Origin of the sequence: Nonomuraea angiospora, assembly GCF_014873145.1 — a bacterium.
GTDB lineage: Bacteria > Actinomycetota > Actinomycetes > Streptosporangiales > Streptosporangiaceae > Nonomuraea > Nonomuraea angiospora.
On sequence record NZ_JADBEK010000001.1, the window covers coordinates 12,777,322 to 12,799,813 of the forward strand.

A 22,492-nucleotide genomic window follows, 5' to 3' on the forward strand; every position below is an offset into this window, starting at 1 on the left:
TGTAGCAAGCAGGCAAGCTCGTAACAAGCCTGAAGTTAAAAATCACACACCAAAGTGTTACAACTCGGCGACCTCCACCCGGCGGTGCCGGTCGCGCAGGCGTTGCAGCATCTCAGCGGGGGCGTTGGAGTCGACCACGATGACGTCGAAGTCGTCGAGCGGGGCCACCCGGTGCAGCGCCACCCTGGCCAGCTTCGAGCCGTCCACGGCCAGGATCCGGCGGGTGCCCGAGCCCAGCATCGCCCGCTTGACCAGCACGATCTCCTGCTCCTGGTGGAAGGCGTACTGGTCGGAGACGGCGGAGGTGGAGACCACGACCACGTCCGTGCTGACCGCCTCGACCGCGTCCACGCAGCCGAGCCCGAGGAAGGAGTCGTGCGTGGAGTGGTACTCGCCGCCGAGCGCGATCAGCCGGATGTCGGGGGTGGCCGCGAGCAGCCTGATCGCCTCGAGGAAGTTCGTCAGCACGGTCAGCGGCGCGAGCTCGCCCAGCTGGCGGGCCACGGCCAGGGCCGTGGTGGAGTCGTCGAGCATCACGGAGCTGCCCGGTTCGATGAGCCCGGCGACCACCCTGGCGATCGCGTCCTTCTCCGCGGTGTGCGCCATGAGCCGGTAGGCGATGTTGCTCTCCCAGACGTTGGAGGCCTGGGCGGTGGCGCCGCCGCGGACCTTGCGCACCATGCCCTGGCGCTCCAGCTCGTCGAGGTCGCGGTGCACGGTCATCACGCTCACGTCGAAGCTCTCCGCCAGCTCCGTCACCGTGGCCGAGCCACGTCGTACGATGTGCTCGGCCATGTCCCGCCACCGGGCGGACTTGCCGGAGGTGTGCTGCCGCGAATTCACCCTGAGCCCTCACCCTCGCCTGGACGGTTGCGGATCCTACTCTTGACACCCTTCTCGGGCGACTCGTACCCTCCCGACATCCCACATTTTTAACAAAATCCGCTGTTAACTTAACAGGCCCGTCATTAAAACGTTCGTATCGGCTCGGCAGTGCCGGCGAGGAGACATGACATGACCGATCTGCGTGACGCCCGGGTGAGCCGGGCCCAGTTCTTCCGCATGATGGGTGGCCTCGCCGTGGCGGCCGCTGCCACGGCCTGCTCGACCAAGCCGGAGACCACGGCCACCACGGGCGGCGGGTCCGCCGCCGGGGTCGACCTGAAGTTCCTCGGCGTGGCCGACCAGAAGGCGCCGATGGACGAGCTGCTCGCCGCCTACAAGAAGGCGAAGCCGGAAGTGCGGCTCACCGCCTCCTTCGCCCCCACCGACCAGGTGCAGACCTCGGTCCGGACCCAGCTCGGCGCGGGCAACGCGCCCGACCTGCACGTCGTCTACCCGGGCAACGGCAGCGCGATGTCCATGACCCAGATCGCCAAGGCCGGGCTGCTGGCCGACCTGTCCGCCCAGCCGTGGACCCAGTCGATCCCCACCGGGTTCAAGCCCGCCTTCCAGCTCGACGGCAAGACCTACATCTACTCCGCGGGCTCGTCGGTCATCGGCGCCGTCTACAACAAGAAGGCGTTCGAGAAGGCCGGCGTGGACGCGCCGCCGACCACGTGGACGGAGTTCCTCGCGGTCTGCGACAAGCTGAAGAAGGCCGGCATCACGCCGATCGCGCTGGGCGCGCAGACGCCGTGGGTCACCCAGCTCATCACGTACGCGCTGGTGCCCTCCACCGTCTACGCCAAGGACCCGACGTTCGACGACAAGCAGCTCGCCGGGCAGACCTCCTTCGCCCAGTCGGGCTGGCGCCAGGCCATGGAGATGTACCTGGAGCTGCAGAAGCGCGGCTTCTTCAACGACAAGCCGAACGGCACCACGTTCGAGCAGCAGATCTCCATGGTGGCCACCGGCAAGGCCGGCATGGCGGTCCAGGTGTCGGCCGTGCTGCCCGACTTCCGCAAGGCGGCCTCCTCGCCCGACGACCTGTCCATGTTCCCCGTGCCGGGCGCGGACGACGCCAACCAGGTGTGGATCCCCGCCGGCGTGGTCGTCGGCCTCGGCGCCAGCGCCAAGGGCCAGCACGTCGAGGAGGCCAAGGCGTTCATCGACTTCCTCGGCAAGCAGGAGAGCATCAACGCCTGGGCCAAGGCCATCGCCGCCATCCCGCTCACCCAGGACTCCTCCTCGACCATCGACCCGGCCGTCCAGTCGTTCCTGCCGTTCACCAAGGACCGCGCGGTGCCGTTCATGGACCAGCGCTGGCCCAACGCCGAGGTGCAGCCGGTGCACTTCGCCGTGATCCAGGAGCTGCTGGCCGGCAAGTCGACCGTCGACGAGGCACTGAAGAAGATGGACGAGGCGTACAAGAAGTGACTTCCCTGACTGTCCAGCGGCGTTCGGCCGTCTCGCGGCGCAGGCGGCGCTTCAGCGCCAACTCGCCGTCCTGGCTGTTCGCCGCGCCCGCCCTCGTCGTCTACGCGCTGGTCGTGCTCTACCCGGCCGCGGCCGGCGTCGTGTACGCCTTCACGGACTGGAGCGGCATCGGCCAGGACATGTCCTTCGTCGGCCTGGCCAACTTCGGCGCGCTCCTGGGCGACGAGCAGGCCATGGGCTCGATCGGCAACACGCTGCTGCTCACCGTGGCCATCGTGGCCGTCCAGAACGGCGTCGGCCTGCTGCTGGCCCTGGGCGTCAACGCCAAGCTGAAGAGCCGGGCGCTGCTGCGGGTGATCTTCTTCGCGCCCGTGGTCGTCAGCCCGGTCATGGTGGCGTTCCTGTGGAAGTACGTCTACAACCCCGACCCGTCGGCGGGCCTGAACGGGCTGCTCGGCCTCAGCGTGGACTGGCTGGGCGACCCGTCGGTGGCGCTGTGGTCGATCGCCGGCATGGTCGTGTGGCAGTACGCCGGATACTCCATGGTCATCTTCCTGGCCGGGCTCGAAGGCGTGCCCAAGGAGCTGCACGAGGCGGCCATGATCGACGGGGCGGGCACCTTCCAGCGCTTCCGCTACGTCACCTGGCCGCTGCTGGCCCCCGCGGTGACGATCAACCTCATGCTCTCCACGATCGGCGGGCTCAAGCTCTTCGACCAGATCTTCGCCGCCACCAACGGCGGACCCGGCTACGCCACGGAGACCCTGTCCACGGTGCTCTACAAGCAGGCGTTCGTGTTCGGCAAGTTCGGCTACAGCACCGCGATCGCGCTGGTGCTCGCCCTGTTCGTGGCGGCCGTCTCCCTCGTCCAGGTCTACTACCTGCGCAACCGGGAGGTGTCCGCATGAGAAGGACGTTCCTGCTGGAGATCGTGATGATCGCGGCGGCGGTGGCGTTCCTGTTCCCCGTCTACACGCTGATCTCGCTGTCGCTGAAGGATCCGGCGCAGATCTCCCAGACGCCGCTGGCGCTGCCCGACCCGCCCACGCTGGACAACTTCGGCAAGGCGTGGTCGGCCGCCGCGCTCGGCCCGTCGCTGGTCAACAGCACGGTGATCACCGTGGCCAGCCTGGTCCTGCTGATCGCGCTCGGCTCGTTCGCCTCCTACTTCCTGGCCCGCGTGCACAGCAGGCTCGGCTACGGCCTGTACGTCCTCTTCCTGCTGGGCATCGTGCTGCCGTTCCAGCTCGGCATGATCCCGCTCTACGAGCTGGTGACCGACCTGGGGCTGATCGGCACGCACGCCGGGATGATCCTCTTCTACACCGGCATCCAGCTGCCCTTCACGGTCTTCCTCTACACCGGCTTCATCCGCGCGCTGCCCCGCGAGTACGCCAGCGCCGCCCAGATCGACGGCGCCTCCCACCTGACGGCGTTCACCCGGGTGGTCTTCCCGCTGCTGCGGCCCATCACCGGCACCGTGCTGATCCTCAACGCCGTCTTCATCTGGAACGACTTCTTCACCCCGCTGCTCTACCTGGGCGGCTCCGGGTTCGAGACGGTCCCGGTCAGCGTCTTCGCCTTCGTCGGCCAGTACGTCTCCGACCACGGCCTCGTCTTCGCCGGGCTCGTCCTCGGGGCGCTGCCGATCGTGCTGGTCTTCCTGGTGCTGCAGCGCTACGTCATCAAGGGCTTCTCCAGCGGGCTCAAGGGATGACCGTTCACGACGTGCTGCGCGAGCCACCGCGGGAGTTCTCCCCGGCGGCGATCTGGTGGTGGAGCGGCGAGCCGCTGCGCCGCGACCGGCTGCGCTGGCAGATGGAGCGGCTCGTCGCCGGGGGAGTGCGCAACCTCGTCATCCTCAACCTGGCGCCGTCGGGGCCGCTGTTCGGGTCCGACGCCGACGACCCGCCGTTCCTGTCGGAGGCGTGGTGGGAGCTGCTGGACGGCGTCTGCGCCGACGCCTGCGAGCTGGGCGCGTACCTGTGGTTCTACGACCAGCTCGGCTTCTCCGGCGCAGACCTGCAGGCCCGTCTCGTCCAGGAACGCCCGGAGTTCGCCGGGCAGTGGCTGGCCCCCGACGGGACGGTCTCGACGCGCGGCTTCGACTACCTGTCCCGTGAGGCGTGCGCGGTGCTGCTCGACCGGGTGCACGGCGAGTTCGAGCGGCGGGTCGGCCACTGGTTCGGCAAGGTGATCGCCGGGTCGTTCCAGGACGAGCTGCCGACCGTGCCCACCTGGTCGGCGACCTTCGCCGAGGAGTACGCGGCCCGGCGCGGCCGGCCGTTCACCCTCGACGCGCCCGACTGGTACGCCTACCAGGAGACCCGGGCCGAGCTGGCCGAGGAGGCGTTCTTCCGGCCGCTGGCCGCCTGGCACGAGCGCCACGGCCTGCTCAACGGCTGCGACCAGCAGGACCCGGCCCGCGCCGGGCTTCCCGTGGACGGGGTCCGGCTCTACGCCGACTACGCGCGCACCCATCGCTGGTTCGGCGCGCCCGGCTCCGACCACCACGGCGACGCGCGCCTGCACTCCTCCCTCGCCCACCTGTACGGCCGGCCGCGCACCTGGATCGAGGCGTTCCACTCCAGCGGCTGGGGCGGCACCCTGGAGGAGACCTTCGACTGGCTGCTGCCCTGGTTGCGCGCCGGTGCCAACCTCTACAACCCGCACGCCGTCTACTACACGACCCGGCGCGGCTGGTGGGAGTGGGCGCCGCCGTCCACCGACTGGCGCCAACCCTACTGGCGGCACCACCGGGTCTTCGCTGACGCGGTGACCCGCCTGTGCGCGGCCCTGTCCCTGGGCCGCCACGCCTGCGACGTCGCGGTGCTCCTGCCCACCGCGACGTCGCAGGCCGGAACCGGGCTGGACGGCGTCGGCGCGCAGGCCGCGCGGGCGCAGGAGGTCTACCGGGAGGTCGTGGGCGACATGGCGTGGTTCGCGACCGCGCCGGGGGCGCTCGACCGGCTCGGCCTCGACGCCGACGTGATCGACGAGGACTCGGTGCGGCGCGCGGACGTGCGCGACGGGCGGCTGGCCGTCTCCACCGAGGCGTACCGGGCCGTCGTGCTGCCCGCCGTGACCGTGCTCGACGAGGACGTGGCCGCGCGGCTGAAGGAGTTCGCCGCCGGTGGCGGGCTGCTGGTCGCGGTGGGGGCGGTCCCCGACGGGCTCTCCGACGGGCTCCCTGTCGTGTTCGCGGAGAGCGCCGAAGGGCTCGGGGCGGCGCTGGCCGGGCTCGAACGGCGGGTCGAGGCGCCGGTGCCGCCGCTGGTGCGCGAGGTCGGCGAGACCACGCTGGTGTTCCTGACCGCCGCGTTCCCCATGGCCAGCAGGATCGGCGTGGGGCGGCCCGAGGAGCGCGGCGTCGAGCTGGGCTGGCTGGACGCCGCCATCGACTTCGACCCGTCCCGGTACGCCGGCGAGATGCGGGTGAAGGTGCGCGGCGTCTCCGGGACGCCGCTGCTGGCGAGCCCGTTCGGCGGGGAGCCCCGGGCGCTGCCGTGCACCGTGGACGGGGACGCCGTGGAGGTCGTCGTGCCCTTCGACGACGGGCCCGCCGCACTGCTGATCTTCGACGGGACCTCCCGGGCCCCGGCGCCGCGCCCGAGCTTCGGGCACGAGGTGGAGCTGGGCGAGGAGTGGGACGTCGAGCTCGTGCCGACGCTGGACGACACCTGGTCCGACTTCGGCAGCAGCGCCGTCGTCGAGCGCTGGACGCTGCGCACGCCGGACGGGAAGCCGGTGCACGCGACGTTCGAGCCCCGGGGCGAGCAGCGGGTCGGGTCCGGGCCGTGGACGCTCTCGGTGTGGTCGCCGTCGCGCGGCCTGCGCAAGGACCCGATCCACCGGGAGACCCTCGGCCCCAAGGGGCACGTGCCCGTGGAGTTCCTGGCGTTCGGGACGGTCGGGGCGGGGGAGGAGGCCCGCTTCCGCAGCCTGCTCACCGTGCCCGAGGGCGGCCGGCTGGCGATCGGGGCGGGCGCGGCCAAGACCGCCTGGCTGGACGGCGAGGAGCTGCCGCTGGACGACGCGGGATACGCGGCGGTCTCTCGCGCGCCCCTCGCGCCCGGCGTCCACCTCCTGGAGCTGCGGTTCGTCCCCGACGAGGAGCTCGACCTGCGGGCCTACGCCTGCCTGGTCGCCGACCCCCGCGACGCCGTGCTGCCCGAGTGGATCGGCGGGGCCATGGAGACCATTGTGCGGGTCGGCGAACCGCCGTACGAGCTGCTGCAGGTGGCCTCGACCGCGTACTGCCGGGTGCTGGTGAACGGGGCGGAGGCGGGCCGGCAGGGCGGGTTCGACCCGTACGAGGAGGCGGACATCCCCCGGGTGCGCCGCTACGACGTGTCCGGCCTGCTCCGGCCGGGCGGCAACACGATCAGCGTGGAGTCGGACGGCTGGGTGCTGGTGGACGGGCTCGCGGTCTCCGGTCCCGGCTGGACCTCGCGGCCCCGCGTACGGCGGCGCCAGCAGGGCGACCCCGCCGCGCTCCACCTGCGGCCCCGGCCGCATCCGCTGCCCGGGGCGGGCTGGCTCGACGGGCGCGTGACCGCGCTGCCCGCCGAGTTCGCGGTCCCGGGCGGGCACTCCGGCCCCCGACGCCTCCTGCTGGACCCGCCGCCCGGCGTGACCGGGATCGAGGTGGACGCGACGGGTCCCGTACGGATCCTCGGAACGGAGCTGGAGGTCACCGGGTCGCTGACCGGCCCGGTCCGCTTCACCTGCGGCCCCGGCCGGATGCGGCTCGGCGACTGGGAGGAACGCGGCCTGTCCGGCTACAGCGGCGGCGTCCGCTACCGGACCACGATCACCGCCGCCGCCGGGCCCGGCCTGCTCGACCTCGGCAGGGTGCGCGGCACGGCCGAGGTCACCGTCAACGGCCGGCCCTGCGGGATTCGGGTGTGCTCGCCCTACACCTTCGACGTGCGGCTGGACGAGGGCGAGAACACGGTCGAGATCCTCGTCCTGGGCACCCTCGGCCCGTTCATGGACGAGGTCAGCCCCACCCACTTCGTCTTCCCCGGCCAGCGCAGCACCGGCCTGTTCGGCCCCGTCCGCCTGCGCACGCCCTGACAGCGTGTCGCCGGCGGACGGTGCTGGACGCCCGGCGTCACTACACGTAGGCCCACAGGTCGTAGGTGGGATATTGCGGGTTCTGCGGCTGGGTGGTGCTGCACCACCAGGTGCTCCACCGGCCGTTCTGCTGGCCGGACTGGCCGAAGGAGATGCAGATGTCGTAGGGCAGGCTGGAGTAGACCTTCTGCAGGGTCAGGTCGGCGTGCGCGGGCGTGGCCGCGGCCACGGCCGGGACGAGGGCGGTGGCCGCGAGAAGCGACAGGGCGGCGAGTCGGTGACGCACCAGGTCTCCCATCTCGAAGAGGGCGGATCACCGTAAATTGCACGACGCGGTGATCCACCGCCGCAACGGCGCCGCCCCCGCCCCTCCGGCGACCAGCGCGAACGCCCGTCGCCGCGGTGAAATTTTCAGCGGGCGTCCGGTGACCTCGCGCCGGTCCGCCCGGCGGACGGCCGGCGACCCGACGCGGCTCAGCCGGCGAACAGGTAGTTGCGCCGGTGCGTGCTCACCCGGTCCACCCGGTTCCAGCGGCCCCGGTGCCAGACGTGCATGCGGTACCCGCGCGCGATCAGTGAGCCCGCCACCTCGGCGGAGTCCCTGCCGTACCTGCCGAGGTGGCGGTCCTCGATCTCCAGCAGCAGAGCGGGCCGGTGCCGCTCGATGGTCCACTCCGCGCCCTTCAGCACTTCCGGCTCGCACCCCTCGACGTCCATCTTGATGAAGTCGACGCGGGGGATCTCCCGCAGCTCGCACACGCGGTCCACGGTGTACACGGGGACCTCGAGCGTCCTGGTGGCGGCGAAGGGGCCGGGATGCTTCAACCCCTCCTCCAGGTGCGCCCAGCCGTGGACGGGCAGGCCGAACCGGTACGGCAGCCGCAGCCGCCGGTATCCGGTGGACGAGCTCAGCGCGGCGTTGGTCACCCGCACGTTGCGCGCCCCGCTCGCCCGCCGCCCGACCTCCAGGATCCGGTACGGCACCGGCAGCGGCTCGAAGCTGTGCACCTGCCCGGCCGGCCCGGCGAGCCTGGCCAGCGGGTAGGTGTACATCCCGTAGGCGGCCCCGATGTCGAAGCAGACCGCGCCCGGCCGGACGAACTCGGCCAGGCCCCGCAGTTCCGGCTCGCTGAGCGACACCCCCGCCCCCGCCCGCAGCATCGCGGCCACGGCTTTCACTCTCATCATGCCGGTGACGGTAGAGACGGGGTGGGGAGCGGCGAATCCCTCTCAGGAGCGCAGTCGCGAGTCCCGGCGTGCCGCTGGAGAGGGATTGCCGGGTACGACCAGACCGCTCTCGTAGGCGAGCATCACCGCCTGAGCCCGATCGCGCAGGCCCAGTTTGGTGAAGATCCGGCCGACGTGTGACTTCACGGTCTCCTCCGCGATCGTCAGCTCTCCGGCGATCTCGGCGTTGGCCAGCCCGGCCGCCACCAGCCTGAGCACGTCCAGCTCGCGCGGGGTCAGCGCGTTCAGCCGCAGCGCCTCCCGCTCGTCGATGGGCTGCCGGGTCGCGAACTCCTCGATGAGCCTGCGGGTGACGGAGGGCGCGAGCAGCGCCTCGCCGGCGGCGATCACGCGTACGGCGGTGATGAGGTCGGCCGGCGGCGCGTCCTTGAGCAGGAAGCCGCTGGCCCCGCCACGCAGCGCGGCGTAGACGTAGTCGTCGATGTCGAAGGTGGTGAGGATGAGCACCTTCGAGCCGCCCGCTCCGGCGATGCGCCGGGTGGCCTCCAGACCGTCGAGGTGGGGCATGCGCACGTCCATGAGCACGACGTCCGGTCGCAGATCGCGCGCCGCCGTCACCGCCTCCAGACCGTCCGCGGCCTCTCCCACCACCTGCAGGTCGGGCTGCGCGGAGATCAGGGCCGCGAACCCGGCCCTGATCATCGCCTGGTCGTCGGCGACCAGCACCGTGATCATCCAGCGCCTCCTTCGGCGACGTCGCGGAACGTTCGTCTTCGCCCTGCGGCGACCTCGTGGTTCACCCGGCCGCCCGCCGCGGCAGCCGCGCTCGGACGGCGAAGCCGCCCGCGTCCGTCGCCGCCGCGGTGAGGTCGCCGCCGAGCACCGCCACGCGCTCGCGCATCCCGATCAACCCGAGTCGCGAGCCTGGCTGCGTCGTGCCGGACACATGCCGGGGAGGCTCGTTGTCCACGGCGAGCGACACCGCGTCCACCTCGGCGCGGACGGACACGGTGGTACTGGCTCCGGGCGCGTGCCGGACGACGTTGCTCAGCGCCTCCTGGACGATCCGGTAGACGGTGACGGACTCCACCGGAGAGAGTGACGGGGCGGGGCCGGAGACGGTGAGCTGGACGGGCACGCCCGCCCGGCGCACCGATTCGGCCAGTGCGCCGAGATCCTCCAGCCCGGGCTGCGGCGCGGTCCCCGGTCCGTCGTCGGAGCCCCGCAGCGCGCCGAGCAGGTGCCGCATGTCGCGCAGGGACTCGCGGGCGGCCGCGTTGATGGCCGTGAACTCCTCTGCGACCTCCTCGCTCACTCCTCCGCCGATCCGGTAGGGCGCGCTGGCGGCCTGTACGGCGATCACCGACATGTGGTGGGCCACCACGTCGTGCAGTTCCCTGGCGATCCGCGCCCGTTCCTCGAGGATTCGGCGCCGCCCCAGCTCGTCGGCGACGCGTAAGGTGGCCAGCCGCCTCATGCGCCTCGCATGGCCGAGGACCACGGCCAGCAGCAGGGCCAGTGTCCAGGCCAGCAGCCCTCTGGACAGGCGGTCCGGCGCCATGTCCTGCGGCACGCTCATGGCGATCCCGGCAGCGAGCGTGACGGCGACGGCGACGATCGTCACGCGCCGGGCCGATGACAGCGCCAGCACGTACATGACGGGGAGCTGGGCCAGCGTCTGGTTGAGCAGCCACGGCTGCGGCACGACCGAGCTGCCCAGCGCCAGCCCGAGGCCGGTGAGCAGGGGCATGGCCACCACCATGGCCGACCAGGCAGGCAGCGGCCGGTGCCACGCCATGAGCACGGGTCCGGCGAGCAGGACGGCGGCCGGGGCGGCGAGCACCCCGAACCCGGCGTCCACCGCGTAGAACAGCAGGTTGAAGATCAGGACCGCCGCGGCCAGCGCGGCGAACGGCAGGCGGGGGAGCATCGGCCGGTCTGTGCCCGGCGCCGGAGGCACTCGGACGTACCACCCATCCCTGAGCACCCCCATGAATCCCACCTTATGGGCTGCAAGCCGACGAAGCCGTGGCCGCGGTCCGCCCGCCTGGGTCTCAGAACTCCATGCCGCCGGCGATCGGCGGGTTGAGCCGGGCGAAACCCTCCTGACGCCGGTACGGGAAGTAGGGGTACGCCGCCGTGGTGACGCTGGCCGCGTCCAGCCGGGCCACCTGGTCCGGCGTCAGCTCCCACCCGATCGCCCCCAGGTTCTCCTGGAGCTGCGACTCGTCGCGGGCGCCGACGATGACGGAGGAGACGGTCGGGCGGCGCAGCAGCCAGTTGAGCGCGACCTGGGGGACCGACCTGCCGGTCTCTTCGGCGATCCCGTCCAGGGCGTCCACCACCGCGTACAGCAGCTCGTCGGCCACCGGCGGCCCGAAGGCGGCGGTCCTGTGCAGCCGGCTGCCCTCGGGAAGAGGCTGACCCCGGCGGATGCGGCCGGTGAGGCGCCCCCAGCCGAGCGGGCTCCACACCACCGCGCCGACGCCCTGGTCGCGGCCGAGCGGCATCAGCTCCCACTCGTAATCGCGCCCGACCAGGGAGTAGTAGACCTGGTGCGCCACGTAGCGCGGGTAGCCGTAGCGCTCGGCGGTCGCCAGCGACTTCATGAGGTGCCAGCCGGAGAAGTTGGAGACGCCCACGTAGCGCAGCTTGCCCGCCCTGACCAGGTCGTCGAGCGTGGACAGCACCTCCTCCACCGGGGTCGCCGCGTCGAAGGCGTGCAGCTGGAACAGGTCGATGTGGCCGGTGCCGAGGCGGCGCAGCGCGTCGTCGACCGACCTGATCAGCCGGTGCCGGGAGGTGCCCGCGTCGCCGGGGCCGTCGCCCATGGGCAGCCCGGCCTTGGTGGAGATGAGCGCCCGGTCGCGCCGCCCCTTGAGCGCCTGGCCCAGCACCTCCTCCGACGCGCCGTCGGAGTAGACGTCGGCCGTGTCGAACATCGTCACCCCCGCGTCGAGGCAGATGTCCACCAGCCGCCGGGCCTGCGCCACGTCGGTGTCGCCCCACGCGCCGAACAGCTCGCCCTTCCCGGCGAACGTGCCTGCGCCGAAGCTCAACGCCGGAACCTTGAGCCCGGACGCCCCCAACTGCCGATATTCCATGAAAAATCACTCCTTAACGGGTCTTTCGTCCCCTTAAGGTAGCACGCTAACGGGAAAGCTGTTTCATTATGGATGGGCGGCGTCGATGGAAGGAGAGGGAGGCGAGACAGAGCAGCACGGCCCACACCGCGCAGTAGCCACCGAAGAGAGCGCCACCGCGCTCGGCGAACAGGGCGCCGGCGGTCATGCCGATCGCGCCCGCCGCGGCCATCGCCGCGCACGACCACAGCAGCGCCGCCATGGTCCGGCGCGGCAGCGGCCGCCGGAAAGGAATGAGGGAGGCCAGCACGACGGCGGCCACGAGCAGGCCCGCGGCGGCGTTGGCCCACTGGGCCCGCGCGATCTCGCCGGGCCCGTACTCCAGATAGGTCTCCGGGGCCACGCGCGGGCCGCCGGTCACGCCGATGCGCTCGGCGAGGGCGAAGTGAATCTTGGACGCGACGTAGAGCAGCGTCCAGGAGGCCGCTGCCCAGACGGCCCATCGGCCGGTCCAGGTGATCATGTCACGATCGTGCCGGTCGTCCGGGCAGCGGCGGATCCCCGTGACGAGCGAGCGCCCTCACTCTCACGGGGGAGACGGCTCCTTACGCCTCGATACCGGCCTCCTTGGCGGCGCGGTCGATGGCGGCCAGCTCGTCGTCGCTGAAGTCCAGCCGGTCGACGGCGGCCACGTTCGCCTCGAGCTGCTCGGGGCTGGAGGCGCCGACCAGCACCGACGTGACGCGCGGGTCCCTGAGCGCCCAGGCCAGGGAGAGCTGCGCCACCGTCTGCCCGCGGGAGGCGGCCAGCTCCGACAGCGACCGCACGAACGCCAGCACCTCGGGCGTCACCCGGTCGGGGGTGAGGAAGCGCGCCTCGGCGGCCCGCGAGTCGGCGGGGATGCCGTCGAGGTAGCGGTCGGTGAGCAGGCCCTGCGCCAGCGGCGAGTAGACCACGCAGCCGACGCCCTCCTGCTCCAGCACGCCCAGCAGGCCGTGCTCGATCTTCCGGTTGAGCAGCGAGTAGGACGGCTGGTGGATCAGCAGCGGCGTGCCCAGCTCGCGCAGCAGCCGGGCGGCCTCGGCCGTGCGCTCCGGCGAGAAGTTCGACACGCCCACGTAGAGGGTGCGCCCCGTGCGGACCATGTAGTCCAGCGTGGCGACCTGCTCCTCCAGCGGCGTCCCCTCGTCGTCGCGGTGCAGGTAGAAGATGTCCACGAAGTCGAGGCCGAGCCGGGCCAGCGAGCGGTCGAGCGTGGCGAGCAGGTGCTTGCGCGAGTTGCCCTTGCCGTACGGGCCGTCCCACATGGGGTTGCTGCCCTTGGTGGTGACGACCACCTCGTCACGCAGCGACCGCGGCAGCAGCCGGTTGAACGTCGCCTCGGCGGCGCCGAACGGCGGGCCGTAACGGTCGGCGATGTCGAAGTGGGTGATGCCGAGATCGAGCGCCTTGTTGAAGATGGCGCGCTGGCTGTCGAGGGATTTGCCCCCGCCGAAGTTGTGCCACAGGCCGAGCGACACGGCGGGGAGGAGGAGACCGCTGCGGCCGCACCTGCGGTACGGCTGGCGTTCGTAGTCCAAGGATTACCTTCCTGCGATTCCGGTGAGCGTGACGCCCCGGATGAACGTCTTCTGCGCCAGGAAAAAGATGACGAGGATGGGCAGCATCGACACTAGCGCGACAGCCATCATCTGGTTGTACTGGGTGACGTACTGACCGTTGAACATGCCGAGCCCCTGGGCGAGGGTGATCTTCTCCATCGAGCGCAGGTAGATGGAGTTCTCCAGATACTGGTTCCAGTTGCCCACGAAGGAGAACAGGCAGATCGCCGCGATGGCGGGCCTGGCCAGCGGCAGCATGACGCTCCACAGGATGCGCAGCTCCGAGGCCCCGTCGATGCGGGCCGCGTCGATGAGCTCCTGCGGGATCGTGGTGAAGAACTGGCGCAGCAGGAAGATGTAGAGCGCGACGCCGAAGAACTCCGGCACGACCAGCGGCAGATACGTGTCGACCCAGCCGAGCTTGGAGAACATCACGAACTTCGGCACCAGCGTGATCTCGCGCGGGATCATCATGGTCGCCAGCAGCGCCGCGAACATGAAGCCCGCCGCCCGCGCCCGCAGCCGGGCGAACGCGTACGCCGGCAGGATGCACGAGACGAGGTTGCCCGCCATGGACAGCGCGGTGATCACGATCGTGTTCAGCAGGAACCTGGTGAACGGCAGCGAGCCGGACCAGCCCTTGGCGTAGTTGTCAAAGTTGAAGGAGTCGGGCAGCCACTGCGGCGGGAAGGCCAGGTTCTCCGCGTCCGACTTGAGCGAGGTCGTCACCATCCACAGGAACGGCAGCAGGAACACCGCTGAGCTGATGGCCAGCAGGATGTACGCGCCGGAGCGCCGGATCCGCCTGACGCGCTCGGCCTGCTCCGAGCTCAGGGGCTTGCCGCCCGGCCTGGTGGGGCGCGCGGGCTTGACCGCGGTCTCGACGAGCATCGGCGACCTCATTTGAACTCGTAGTGCACCCAGCGCCTGGCCAGGCCGAACTGGATCGCGGTCACGGCGATGACCAGCGCGAACATCGCCCACGACAGCGTGGCCGCGTATCCCATGTCGAAGTAGACGAACGCGTGCCGGTAGATGTAGAGCCCCAGCACCATCGTGGCGTTGCCGGGCCCGCCCTCGGTCATCACCAGGATGAGCACGTAGCTCTGCAGCGCCGCGATGAACCCGGTCACCACGTTGAAGAAGATGACCGGCGACATCATCGGCACGGTCACGCTCCAGAACCGGCGCCACCACCCGGCCCCGTCGATCTCGGCGGCCTCGTAGAGCGTCTTCGGGATGCCCTGCAGCCCGGCCAGGTAGATGACGATCGTGTTGCCCGCGCCCCACACGCTCATCAGCACGAGCCCGGGGATGGCCCACTCCTGCGAGGCCAGCCAGCCCGGCCCCTCGATGCCGAAGGACGCCAGCACCTTGTTGATCAGCCCGTAGTCGGGGTGCAGGATGTTCAGCCACAGCAGGGCCGTGGCCAGGCCCGACACCACCGACGGCAGGTACATCACGGTGCGGAACAGCCCCTGGAAGCGCAGCGGCTGGTTGAGCAGCAGCGCCAGCAGGAACGTGAACGACACGCCGAGCGCCACCGAGCCGAGGCCGTACTGCACGGTGTTCTCGATCGACTCCCAGAACTCGGGGTCGGTGAACATGCGCTCGTAGTTGGCGAAGCCCACCCACGTCGGCGGCCTCAGCAGGTTCCAGTCCATGAAGCTCAGCACGACGGCGCCGAGGATCGGGCCCGCGCTGAAGAGCACGAACCCGATCACCCACGGCGAGACGAACAGGTGGAAGCGCCGCGCCTCGCGGCGCGCCAGCGTGCTGCGGGCGCTGACGGCGGTCATGCGATCTTGTTCTCGGCCAGTACGGGCGTGACCTTGTCGGCGATCTCCTTCAGCGCGTCGTCGACGCTGATCTTGCCGAGCATCGCGCGCTCCCAGATGGGCTTGGCCGTGTCGACGACCTTCTTGTTGGCCGGCAGCCGCAGCACGCCGTCGTCGGAGGCGTAGTCGGCCAGGACCTCCTTGACCAGCTTCGCCGTCTCGTCGGGGATGCCGACCGCCTTGGCGTTGGCGTCCCAGGCGGACTGCCGGGCGGGCGCGGTGATCTGGCGGAACTTGTAGCCGGAGGACGACAGGAACTCGTGCATGTAGATCCAGGCGGCGTCCTTGTTCTGGGAGGAGGCCGTCATCACCAGCGCGCTGCCCACGGCCGGGGTGAAGCGGCCGGCCGGGCCCTTGGGGATGTGCGTGGCGCCCCACTTGAACGCCGTCTGCTTGGACAGCTCCAGCATCAGCCAGGCGCCGTTGATGAGCATGGCCGCGTGCCCGGTCTTGAACGGGTCGACCTTCTCCAGCAGCTGCAGCTCGGCCAGGCTGGGCACCGCCTTGTCCTTGACCAGCAGGTCCAGCCAGCGCCCCATGGCCTCCCTGGCCTTGGGCTCGTTGATCATCACCTTCGACTCGGCGGCGTCGAGGAAGCGGGCGCCGAACGGCATCAGGAAGACGGCGCTGAGGTCGGGGGCCGGGGTCGGCATGGGGGAGAAGCCGTAGACCTTCTCCGCGCCCGACCCGCTGGTCATCTTCTTCGCCGTCTCGAAGAGCTGGTCGAACGTCCAGCTCTCGTCCGGATAGTCGATCCCGGCCTTGTCGAACAGGTCCTTGTTGTAGAAGAGCAGCTTGGGCGCCATGTCGGTGGGCAGGCCGTACAGCTTGCCGTCGCGCTTGAAGTAGCCGAGCCCGCTCTGCGGGATGTCGTCCAGGTCGAACTCGGGCGTCTTGGCGATGTACTCGTCCACCGGATGCAGCACCTGGTTGGAGATGAGGTTCTGCGTCCAGGAGTAGTGGTTGTAGAGCACGTCGGGCAGCGTGCCGCCGGCGGCCTGCGTCATGTACTTCGTCAGGAACTGGTCGAAGGGCGACGACTCGCGCTTGATCTCGATGTTCGGGTGGCGCTTCTTGAAGAAGAAGTCGAACTGGGCGTTGCGCACCTCGGTGACCGCGTCCGTGGTCATCGCCACCGTGATCGTCACCTTGGACGCCGGGTCGGCCACGTTCGTCTTCGGCCACGTCAGCGAGTTGTTGAGCTGCTCGGCCGCCTCGAACGGCCAGGCGTCGCTGCCCGGCCGGTCGGGGTCGATCAGCTGCGCGCCGGACTTGACCGGAGCCGCGGCCTGCTTCTGCTGCCTGGTGTCCGCGCAGGCGGACAGCACGGGCGCGGTCGCGGCCGCCACCGCCAGGGCCAGCATCCGGCGACGGTTCATCTCCATGGTGGGCCTCTCAAAGGATGAGCTCGATAGAGGTCGGATGTATAAGCGCGCTGATGAGCTGGTCTTGCGGCAGCCCGTGAGGCATGGCCGTACCGTAGACCCGGTAATTAACTTCGTCAAGAATTGAATTGAAAGCGCTTGCAACCTAGGCTCTAGCGCACTGTGAGGAGATCCGGACGCCTTGACCGGCGGCCGTGCCGAGTGTGGGGACGGCTGGTGAGCCGCGATCGACTCCTCCTATCTCTGCATTTTCCTGGAGGGCACGTGCCAAGCTGGACGTTCAGTGACGAGGACCTGGAAGCGGGGCTGACCCTCTCCACCGAGGGCGTGCTCACGCTGGAGGTGCGCCACCGCGGGCGGACGGTGCTGGAGCCGTCCAGGCTGGGGGTCAGGGCCGCCCACGCCGACCTGAGCAAGGGGCTCGCGCTGTCCGGGATGTCCGAACGGCGGGTCGAGGAGACCTACCGGACGGTCACCGGCAAGCGGCGCGAGCACCGCTACGAGGCCGGCGAGTGGACGCTGTCGTTCACCAAGGACGGCCACCGGCTCGACGTGCAGGTCCGCGTCGGCGGGCACGGCGTGGCCTATCGGTACGTGGTGCCGTGGACGGGCCCGGTCACCGTCGTGGAGGAGGCCTCCGAGTACGTCCTGCCGCGCGAGGCCCGCGCGGTCCTGCTCCCGTACGAGAACGGCCGCTGCGACTACGAGGAGATCCACCGGCACGGCAGCGTCGCCGACGCCGAGCCCATCCTGTACGGCTACCCCTCGCTCTTCGAGACCGGCGGCTCCTGGATGTTCGTCACCGAGTCGAACCTGGACAGCGGCTACGCCGGCTCCCGCCTGCTCCTCGACGGGCACACGTTCCGGCTCGACCTGCCCGACCCGTACGTGACCGCCGCCAGCCCGCTCACCACCCCCTGGCGCACGATGATCGTCGGCGACCTGGCCACGATCGTGGAGAGCGACCTGGTCACCAGCCTCGCGGAGCCGTCCAGGGTCGAGGACACCTCCTGGATCAGGCCCGGGGCCGCCGCCTGGTCGTGGTGGTCCGACGGGCCCTCGACGCGCGACCTCGACGCCCAGAAGCGCTGGGTCGACTTCGCCGCCGCGAACGGCTGGCCGTACGTGCTGGCCGACGCCGGCTGGAACAAGGAGTGGATGCCCGAGCTGATCGCCTACGCCGAGGAGAAGGGCGTCGGCGTCTGGCTCTGGTCGCACTGGCAGCACGTGGACACCGAGCTGGAGCACCGCGAGAAGCTCGCGCTCTGGAAGGAGTGGGGCGCCGTCGGCGTGAAGATCGACTTCACCGAGTCCGACGGCCAGGACCGGATGCGCTGGTTCGACTCCATCCTGGCCGCCACCGCCCGGCTCGAACTCATGGTGGTCTTCCACGGCGGCACGATCCCGCGCGGCACCGAGCGGACGTGGCCGCAGTTCATGACCGCCGAAGCCGTCAAGGGCGCCGAGTGGATCAAGCCGAAGCCCGGCAAGCAGCCGCTCTACCAGCCCACGCACTACCTGTCGCTGGCCTTCACCCGCAACGTGCAGGGCCCGATGGACTTCACGCCGTGCACGTTCACCGGCGTGCGCACGATCTCGGCCGGGTTCGAGCTCGCGCTGTCGGTGATCTTCGAGTCCGGCGTCCAGCACTTCGCCGACGGCATCGAGGCCTACGAAGCCCGGCCGGAGGCCCTGCGGCTGCTCTCGGCCGTCCCCACCGCGTGGGACGAGACGCGGCTGCTGTCCGGCGACCCCGCCGACCACATCCTGCTGGCCAGGAGGAACGGCGGCGAGTGGTACGTCGGCGCGGGCGTGTCGGGCGAGGCCCGCACGCTCACCGTGCCGCTCGACTTCCTCGACCAGGGGGAATGGGCGGCCGAGATCTACCGGGACGCCCCGGGCGACCGGATCCTCGCCGAGACGGTCACCGTCTCCGCCGGGGGCAAGCTCGACCTCGCCGTCCCCCCCAACGGCGGGTTCACGCTTCACCTGAGGAGAGAAGACCAATGAACAAGCGCATCGGCGGCGTCTTAGCCGCCCTGGCACTCACCGCCGCCGCCGCACTGCCCGCCGCCACCCCCGCCGCGGCGGCCGCCTGGACGCTGCGCTGGAGCCCGGATCCGGCGGACGACACCGTCGCCGAGGCGTTCGAGGGCATCGAGGACGACCGCTCCGACTCGCACTCCGGCGTCACGCACATCTACGTCTCCGGCGGCGCGTACCGCTTCGACATGCACACCCAGGACCGCGACGGCGACGACCGCCAGCGCAACGAGGTCAAGGGCATGCGGACCGGCGGCAGCTCGTACCTCAAGATCCTCGAGAACGAGACCTGGCGCATCGGTTACCAGCTGTACATCCCGACCTCGCTGGACGCGACCAGCAGCTTCACCCACATCGCGCAGATGAAGGTGCCCGGCTCCGGCGCGCCCCTCTACACGATGTCGCTGCCCATCTCGGGCGGGACCCCCAAGATCAACGTCCGCTACTGGGACGAGGCCGAGCAGACCCACGAGGTCGGTAACACTAACCTGGAGCCGATCCAGGGCAAGTGGCTGGACACGACGTTCGAGTTCAAGGCCTCCGACAGCGGCTACCTGCGCTGGACGCTCAAGGACGGCTCCACCACGCTCGTCGACAAGCGCCTGGACAACACCGACCTGTGGCGGGGCGACGACGAGTACCTGCGGCCCAAGTGGGGCATCTACCGCAGCATCAACAGCTCCGGCCTGCAGAACACCTACCTCCTGGTCCGCAACCTGCAGGCCTACCAGCTCACCGGCGGCGGCAGCACCGACCCGTCCGCGTACGAGGCCGAGCAGGGCTCCTTCAGCGGCACCGCCCGCACCGCGTCCTGCTCCGGCTGCTCGGGCGGCACCAAGGTCGGCTGGATCGGCGGCGGCTCCGGCAACGCGGTCACGCTGAACGTGCAGTCCTCCGCCGCCGGCGCCCGGCAGCTCACGGTGCACGGCCTGGTGAGCGGCACGCGCAGTTTCCAGGTCAGCGTGAACGGCGGCGCCGCCCAGACCGTCTCGCTGACCGGCACGGACTGGAACACGCCCGTCTCCAAGACGGTCTCCGTGCAGCTCGGCGCGGGCGCCAACAGCGTCCGCTTCTTCAACGACGGCGCCAGCGCGCCCGACCTCGACAGGGTGACGATTCAGTGAGAAGGCACCTGGTGGGAGCCCTGGCGGCGATGGCGCTGCTCCTGCAGACGGCACCCGCCCACGCCGTCGGGGCTCCCCGGTGGGAGACCCGGTGGAACCCCAGCCCGTGGCGCGACGGCGTCAACGCGTTCGAGGCCCTGGAGGACGACCGGCGCGGCTCCCATCCCGAGGGCCTGCCGCACGTGCGCGCCGAGAAGGGCGTGTGGCGGTTCGACGCCCACCTGGAGGACCGCGACGGCTCCGACCGCATGCGCAACGAGGTGCGCGGCATGCGGGCCGCCGGCGGCACCCCGTTGGAGATCCGCAAGGACGAGACCTGGCGGATCACGTACCAGATGTACATCCCGGACACGCTCGACGCGACCACGAACTTCACCCACATCTGGCAGCTGAAGAACTCCGACGTCGGCACGCCGATCGCGCAGATCTCGCTGCCGGTCGTGAACGGCGTGCAGAAGATCGCGGCCCGCTACTGGACGCTGGAGGACAACAAGTCGCACGACTTCGCCACGGCCGACCTGGAGCCGATCCAGAACAAGTGGGTCACGACCACCATCGAGTTCAAGTCCGGCGACGCCGGATACATGCGGTGGGCCTTGCGTGACGGCTCGCGGACGATCGTGGACCAGAAGGTCGACGACATCGACCTGTGGTGGACGCAGGAGCAGTACAACCGGCCCAAGTGGGGCATCTACCGCAGCATCAAGAGCGCCGGGCTGCAGGAGACGTACCTGCTGGTCAAGGACCTGAAGGCGGAGCAGCTCGGGCCGGCGACGCCGCCGGTGAAGCTGCCGCCGCCGGATCGCGGCCCGGGGACGTACGAGGCCGAGCGGGCCGGCAACGTCTTCGAGGGCGCCGCCGAGCCCGCCTACTGCGCCGTCTGCTCCGGCGGGCGGAAGGTCATCCTCATCGGCGGCAACGTCTACGACTACGCCGTGGTCAGGGGCGTGCTGTCGGAGACCACCGGGACGCGGCAGCTGACCGTGCACGCGCTGGTGGACGGCTCCCAGTCGTTCTCGGTCAGCGTGAACGGCGGCGACGCGATCCAGGTGCCGATGACCGGCACCAAGGACACGGTGACCACGGCGACGGTGCCGGTGGACCTGGTGGCCGGGGTCAACACGATCCGCTTCTTCGGCCTGACCGCCCGCGGACCCGAACTCGACAAGATCGTCATCAGGTAGGTGGACCATGGCACATGACCTCAGCAGGCGGGCCGTGCTCGCGGCGGGCGGCGCGCTGGCGCTGTCGGCCGCGGGTGCGATACCCGCGGGCGCCTCGACGATCTGGCAGTCCCGCCTGGTGCGCTACGACCGGTGGGGGCGGCTGGCGTACGAGCAGGACGCGGAGGGCAACCGCGTCCCCGACTTCAGCCACGCCGGCTACCGCAACGGCGAGCGGCCGATCCCGCACGTGCCCGTCGTCAAGACGATCCGCCCGATCGAGGGCGACAACACCGCCCACGTCCAGGCGGCGCTCGACGAGGTGGCCGCGCTGCCCCGCGCGCGGCGCGGCGCCCTGCTCCTGCTGCCCGGCCTCTACCCGGTGGCGGGCACCCTGTACGTACGGGCGAGCGGCACGGTCCTGCGCGGCTCCGGCGACGGCGAGGACCCGGCGGCCAACACGATCATCAAGGCCACCGGGAACAACCCGAAGGACCGCGACGTGATCGTGGCCGGCGGCGCGGCGGGCGGCGGCTGGACGGGCGAGGTCCCCGGCACCCGCACCGACATCACCACCGACTTCGTGCAGGTGGGCGCGCGCGAGTTCGCGGTGGCCGACCCGGGCCCGCTGCGGCCCGGCGACAACATCGTGATCACCCATCCCTGCACCGAGGAGTGGCTGAAGGCGATCGACTACGGCGGCCACGACGTGGGGCCGCCGTGGAAGGTGGGCGAGCACCCCCTCATCTACAACCGTTACGTACGCGAAGTATCCGGAAATGTCGTGAAAATCGATGTCCCGGTCTTCAACCACCTCGACCGCGCCCTGTCCCCGTCGTTCCTCTACCAGTGGGACCGGGCCGGGCTGGTCACCCAGGTGGGCGTGGAGCGGCTGCGCGTCGACATCGAGTACCACGGCGACCCGGAGCAGGACGAGGACCACGCCTACAACGCGATCGTCCTGCTGCGCACCGAGGACTCGTGGGTGCGCGACTGCACGATGCTCCACTTCACCCAGGCCGGGGTGGCCACCCAGGAGACCACCCGCGCCACGGTCGAGAACTGCCGGGCCGTCGATCCGGTCAGCATCGTGACGGGGAGCAGGCGCTACAACTTCAACACCTACGTCTACTCGCAGCAGGTGCTCTTCCGCGACTGCTACGCGTACAAGGCCAGGCACGCGTTCGTCTCCAACGGCCACAGCACGGTCTCGGGCGTGGTGTTCCTGCGCGGCACCTCCGAGTACGCGCTCAACTCCAGCGAGGGCCACCGCCGGTGGTCGCAGGGGCTGCTGTTCGACGGTCACAAGGACGTCGACCCGCACTACGACTACACGCTCGGGCTGTACAACCGCGGCCGGTACGGCACCTCGCACGGGTGGTCGGCGGCCCACTCGGTGGCCTGGAACTGCGACGTGTCCACCAGCAGGCTCATCGTGCAGAAACCGCCGACCGCCCAGAACTACGCGATCGGCTGCCACGGCACGATCACCGGCGACGGGCCGTTCGCGCAGCCGGCCGGCTACATCGAGGGCGCCAACCAGCCCGGCCTCCTGCCGCCCTCGCTCTACCAGGCGCAGCTGCTGGACCGCCTGCGCCGGTGACGAAGACCGGGCGCAGCCGCCGACTGTCCGGGCGCTTGAGCGGCTGCGCCTGCCACCTCACGACTG

At 70.6% G+C, this 22,492-nt stretch carries 19 protein-coding genes; 8 read left to right on the forward strand and 11 right to left on the reverse strand.

The features are described from left to right. Positions 1–57 precede the first annotated feature (57 nt). Entirely contained in the window at positions 58–843 is a 786-nt protein-coding gene (locus H4W80_RS58570) for a DeoR/GlpR family DNA-binding transcription regulator (protein ID WP_318787574.1), read from the reverse strand. Between the two features lie 171 nt (positions 844–1,014). On the opposite strand from H4W80_RS58570, the gene H4W80_RS58575 reads away from it, so the two are divergent. Genes H4W80_RS58575 through H4W80_RS58590 form a run of 4 tightly spaced genes read left to right on the forward strand, consistent with a single transcriptional unit; the run spans position 1,015 to position 7,398 of the window. After that, the gene (locus tag H4W80_RS58575) at positions 1,015–2,319 is read left to right on the forward strand and encodes an extracellular solute-binding protein (RefSeq protein WP_192792925.1); all 1,305 of its coding nucleotides are present in this window, start codon (positions 1,015–1,017) and stop codon (positions 2,317–2,319) included. Beyond that, complete coding sequence (locus tag H4W80_RS58580; RefSeq protein WP_192792926.1) at positions 2,316–3,227, forward strand: carbohydrate ABC transporter permease; 912 nt, start codon at positions 2,316–2,318, stop codon at positions 3,225–3,227. The genes H4W80_RS58575 and H4W80_RS58580 overlap by 4 nt, the downstream gene beginning before the upstream one ends. Further along, positions 3,224–4,036: a carbohydrate ABC transporter permease gene (locus tag H4W80_RS58585; RefSeq protein WP_192792927.1), complete on the forward strand. Its 813-nt coding sequence runs from the start codon at positions 3,224–3,226 to the stop codon at positions 4,034–4,036. Before H4W80_RS58580 ends, H4W80_RS58585 begins: the two co-directional genes overlap by 4 nt. After that, positions 4,033–7,398: a hypothetical protein gene (locus H4W80_RS58590; RefSeq protein ID WP_192792928.1), complete on the forward strand. Its 3,366-nt coding sequence runs from the start codon at positions 4,033–4,035 to the stop codon at positions 7,396–7,398. The genes H4W80_RS58585 and H4W80_RS58590 overlap by 4 nt, the downstream gene beginning before the upstream one ends. A gap of 40 nt (positions 7,399–7,438) precedes the next feature. On the opposite strand, the gene H4W80_RS58595 is transcribed toward H4W80_RS58590, so the two are convergent. The 10 genes from H4W80_RS58595 to H4W80_RS58640 all read right to left on the reverse strand — a co-directional run bounded on the left by H4W80_RS58595 (position 7,439) and on the right by H4W80_RS58640 (position 16,493). Then, on the reverse strand, positions 7,439–7,684 hold the full coding sequence (locus tag H4W80_RS58595) for a hypothetical protein (RefSeq protein WP_192792929.1): 246 nt from the start codon (positions 7,682–7,684) through the stop codon (positions 7,439–7,441). 188 nt (positions 7,685–7,872) lie between these two features. After that, positions 7,873–8,586 (reverse strand): FkbM family methyltransferase, encoded by a 714-nt coding sequence (locus H4W80_RS58600; protein WP_225964287.1) that lies wholly within the window; start codon positions 8,584–8,586, stop codon positions 7,873–7,875. 42 nt (positions 8,587–8,628) lie between these two features. Further along, positions 8,629–9,321 carry a response regulator gene (locus tag H4W80_RS58605; protein ID WP_192792930.1) on the reverse strand — a complete coding sequence of 231 codons (693 nt, stop codon included), beginning with the start codon at positions 9,319–9,321 and terminating at the stop codon, positions 8,629–8,631. Between the two features lie 61 nt (positions 9,322–9,382). Continuing rightward, complete coding sequence (locus H4W80_RS58610) at positions 9,383–10,516, reverse strand: sensor histidine kinase (RefSeq protein ID WP_192792931.1); 1,134 nt, start codon at positions 10,514–10,516, stop codon at positions 9,383–9,385. Positions 10,517–10,640: 124 nt separating this feature from the next. Continuing rightward, positions 10,641–11,690: an aldo/keto reductase gene (locus H4W80_RS58615; RefSeq protein WP_192792932.1), complete on the reverse strand. Its 1,050-nt coding sequence runs from the start codon at positions 11,688–11,690 to the stop codon at positions 10,641–10,643. Positions 11,691–11,736: 46 nt separating this feature from the next. Further along, positions 11,737–12,192: a hypothetical protein gene (locus H4W80_RS58620; RefSeq protein ID WP_192792933.1), complete on the reverse strand. Its 456-nt coding sequence runs from the start codon at positions 12,190–12,192 to the stop codon at positions 11,737–11,739. Positions 12,193–12,274: 82 nt separating this feature from the next. After that, entirely contained in the window at positions 12,275–13,249 is a 975-nt protein-coding gene (locus H4W80_RS58625) for an aldo/keto reductase (protein WP_192792934.1), read from the reverse strand. Positions 13,250–13,252: 3 nt separating this feature from the next. Further along, positions 13,253–14,161 carry a carbohydrate ABC transporter permease gene (locus H4W80_RS58630; RefSeq protein WP_192792935.1) on the reverse strand — a complete coding sequence of 303 codons (909 nt, stop codon included), beginning with the start codon at positions 14,159–14,161 and terminating at the stop codon, positions 13,253–13,255. An 8-nt stretch (positions 14,162–14,169) separates the two neighbouring features. After that, entirely contained in the window at positions 14,170–15,069 is a 900-nt protein-coding gene (locus H4W80_RS58635; protein WP_192792936.1) for a carbohydrate ABC transporter permease, read from the reverse strand. Then, positions 15,066–16,493, reverse strand: coding sequence for an ABC transporter substrate-binding protein (locus tag H4W80_RS58640; RefSeq protein ID WP_192792937.1), 1,428 nt, complete (start codon positions 16,491–16,493; stop codon positions 15,066–15,068). The genes H4W80_RS58635 and H4W80_RS58640 overlap by 4 nt, the downstream gene beginning before the upstream one ends. 264 nt (positions 16,494–16,757) lie before the next feature. Between H4W80_RS58640 and H4W80_RS58645 the strand changes: the two genes are divergently transcribed. From H4W80_RS58645 to H4W80_RS58660, 4 genes are read left to right on the forward strand one after another with little or no spacing between them, the layout of a single operon-like run. Beyond that, on the forward strand, positions 16,758–18,503 hold the full coding sequence (locus H4W80_RS58645) for a glycoside hydrolase family 97 protein (protein ID WP_192792938.1): 1,746 nt from the start codon (positions 16,758–16,760) through the stop codon (positions 18,501–18,503). After that, the gene (locus H4W80_RS58650; protein ID WP_192792939.1) at positions 18,500–19,660 is read left to right on the forward strand and encodes a CBM35 domain-containing protein; all 1,161 of its coding nucleotides are present in this window, start codon (positions 18,500–18,502) and stop codon (positions 19,658–19,660) included. Before H4W80_RS58645 ends, H4W80_RS58650 begins: the two co-directional genes overlap by 4 nt. Beyond that, a complete protein-coding gene (locus H4W80_RS58655) occupies positions 19,657–20,844 on the forward strand; it encodes a carbohydrate-binding protein (protein WP_192792940.1) in 1,188 nt (395 codons plus the stop codon). The genes H4W80_RS58650 and H4W80_RS58655 overlap by 4 nt, the downstream gene beginning before the upstream one ends. A 7-nt stretch (positions 20,845–20,851) precedes the next feature. Continuing rightward, positions 20,852–22,426: a peptidoglycan-binding protein gene (locus tag H4W80_RS58660; protein ID WP_192792941.1), complete on the forward strand. Its 1,575-nt coding sequence runs from the start codon at positions 20,852–20,854 to the stop codon at positions 22,424–22,426. The last annotated feature ends 66 nt before the right edge of the window (positions 22,427–22,492 follow it).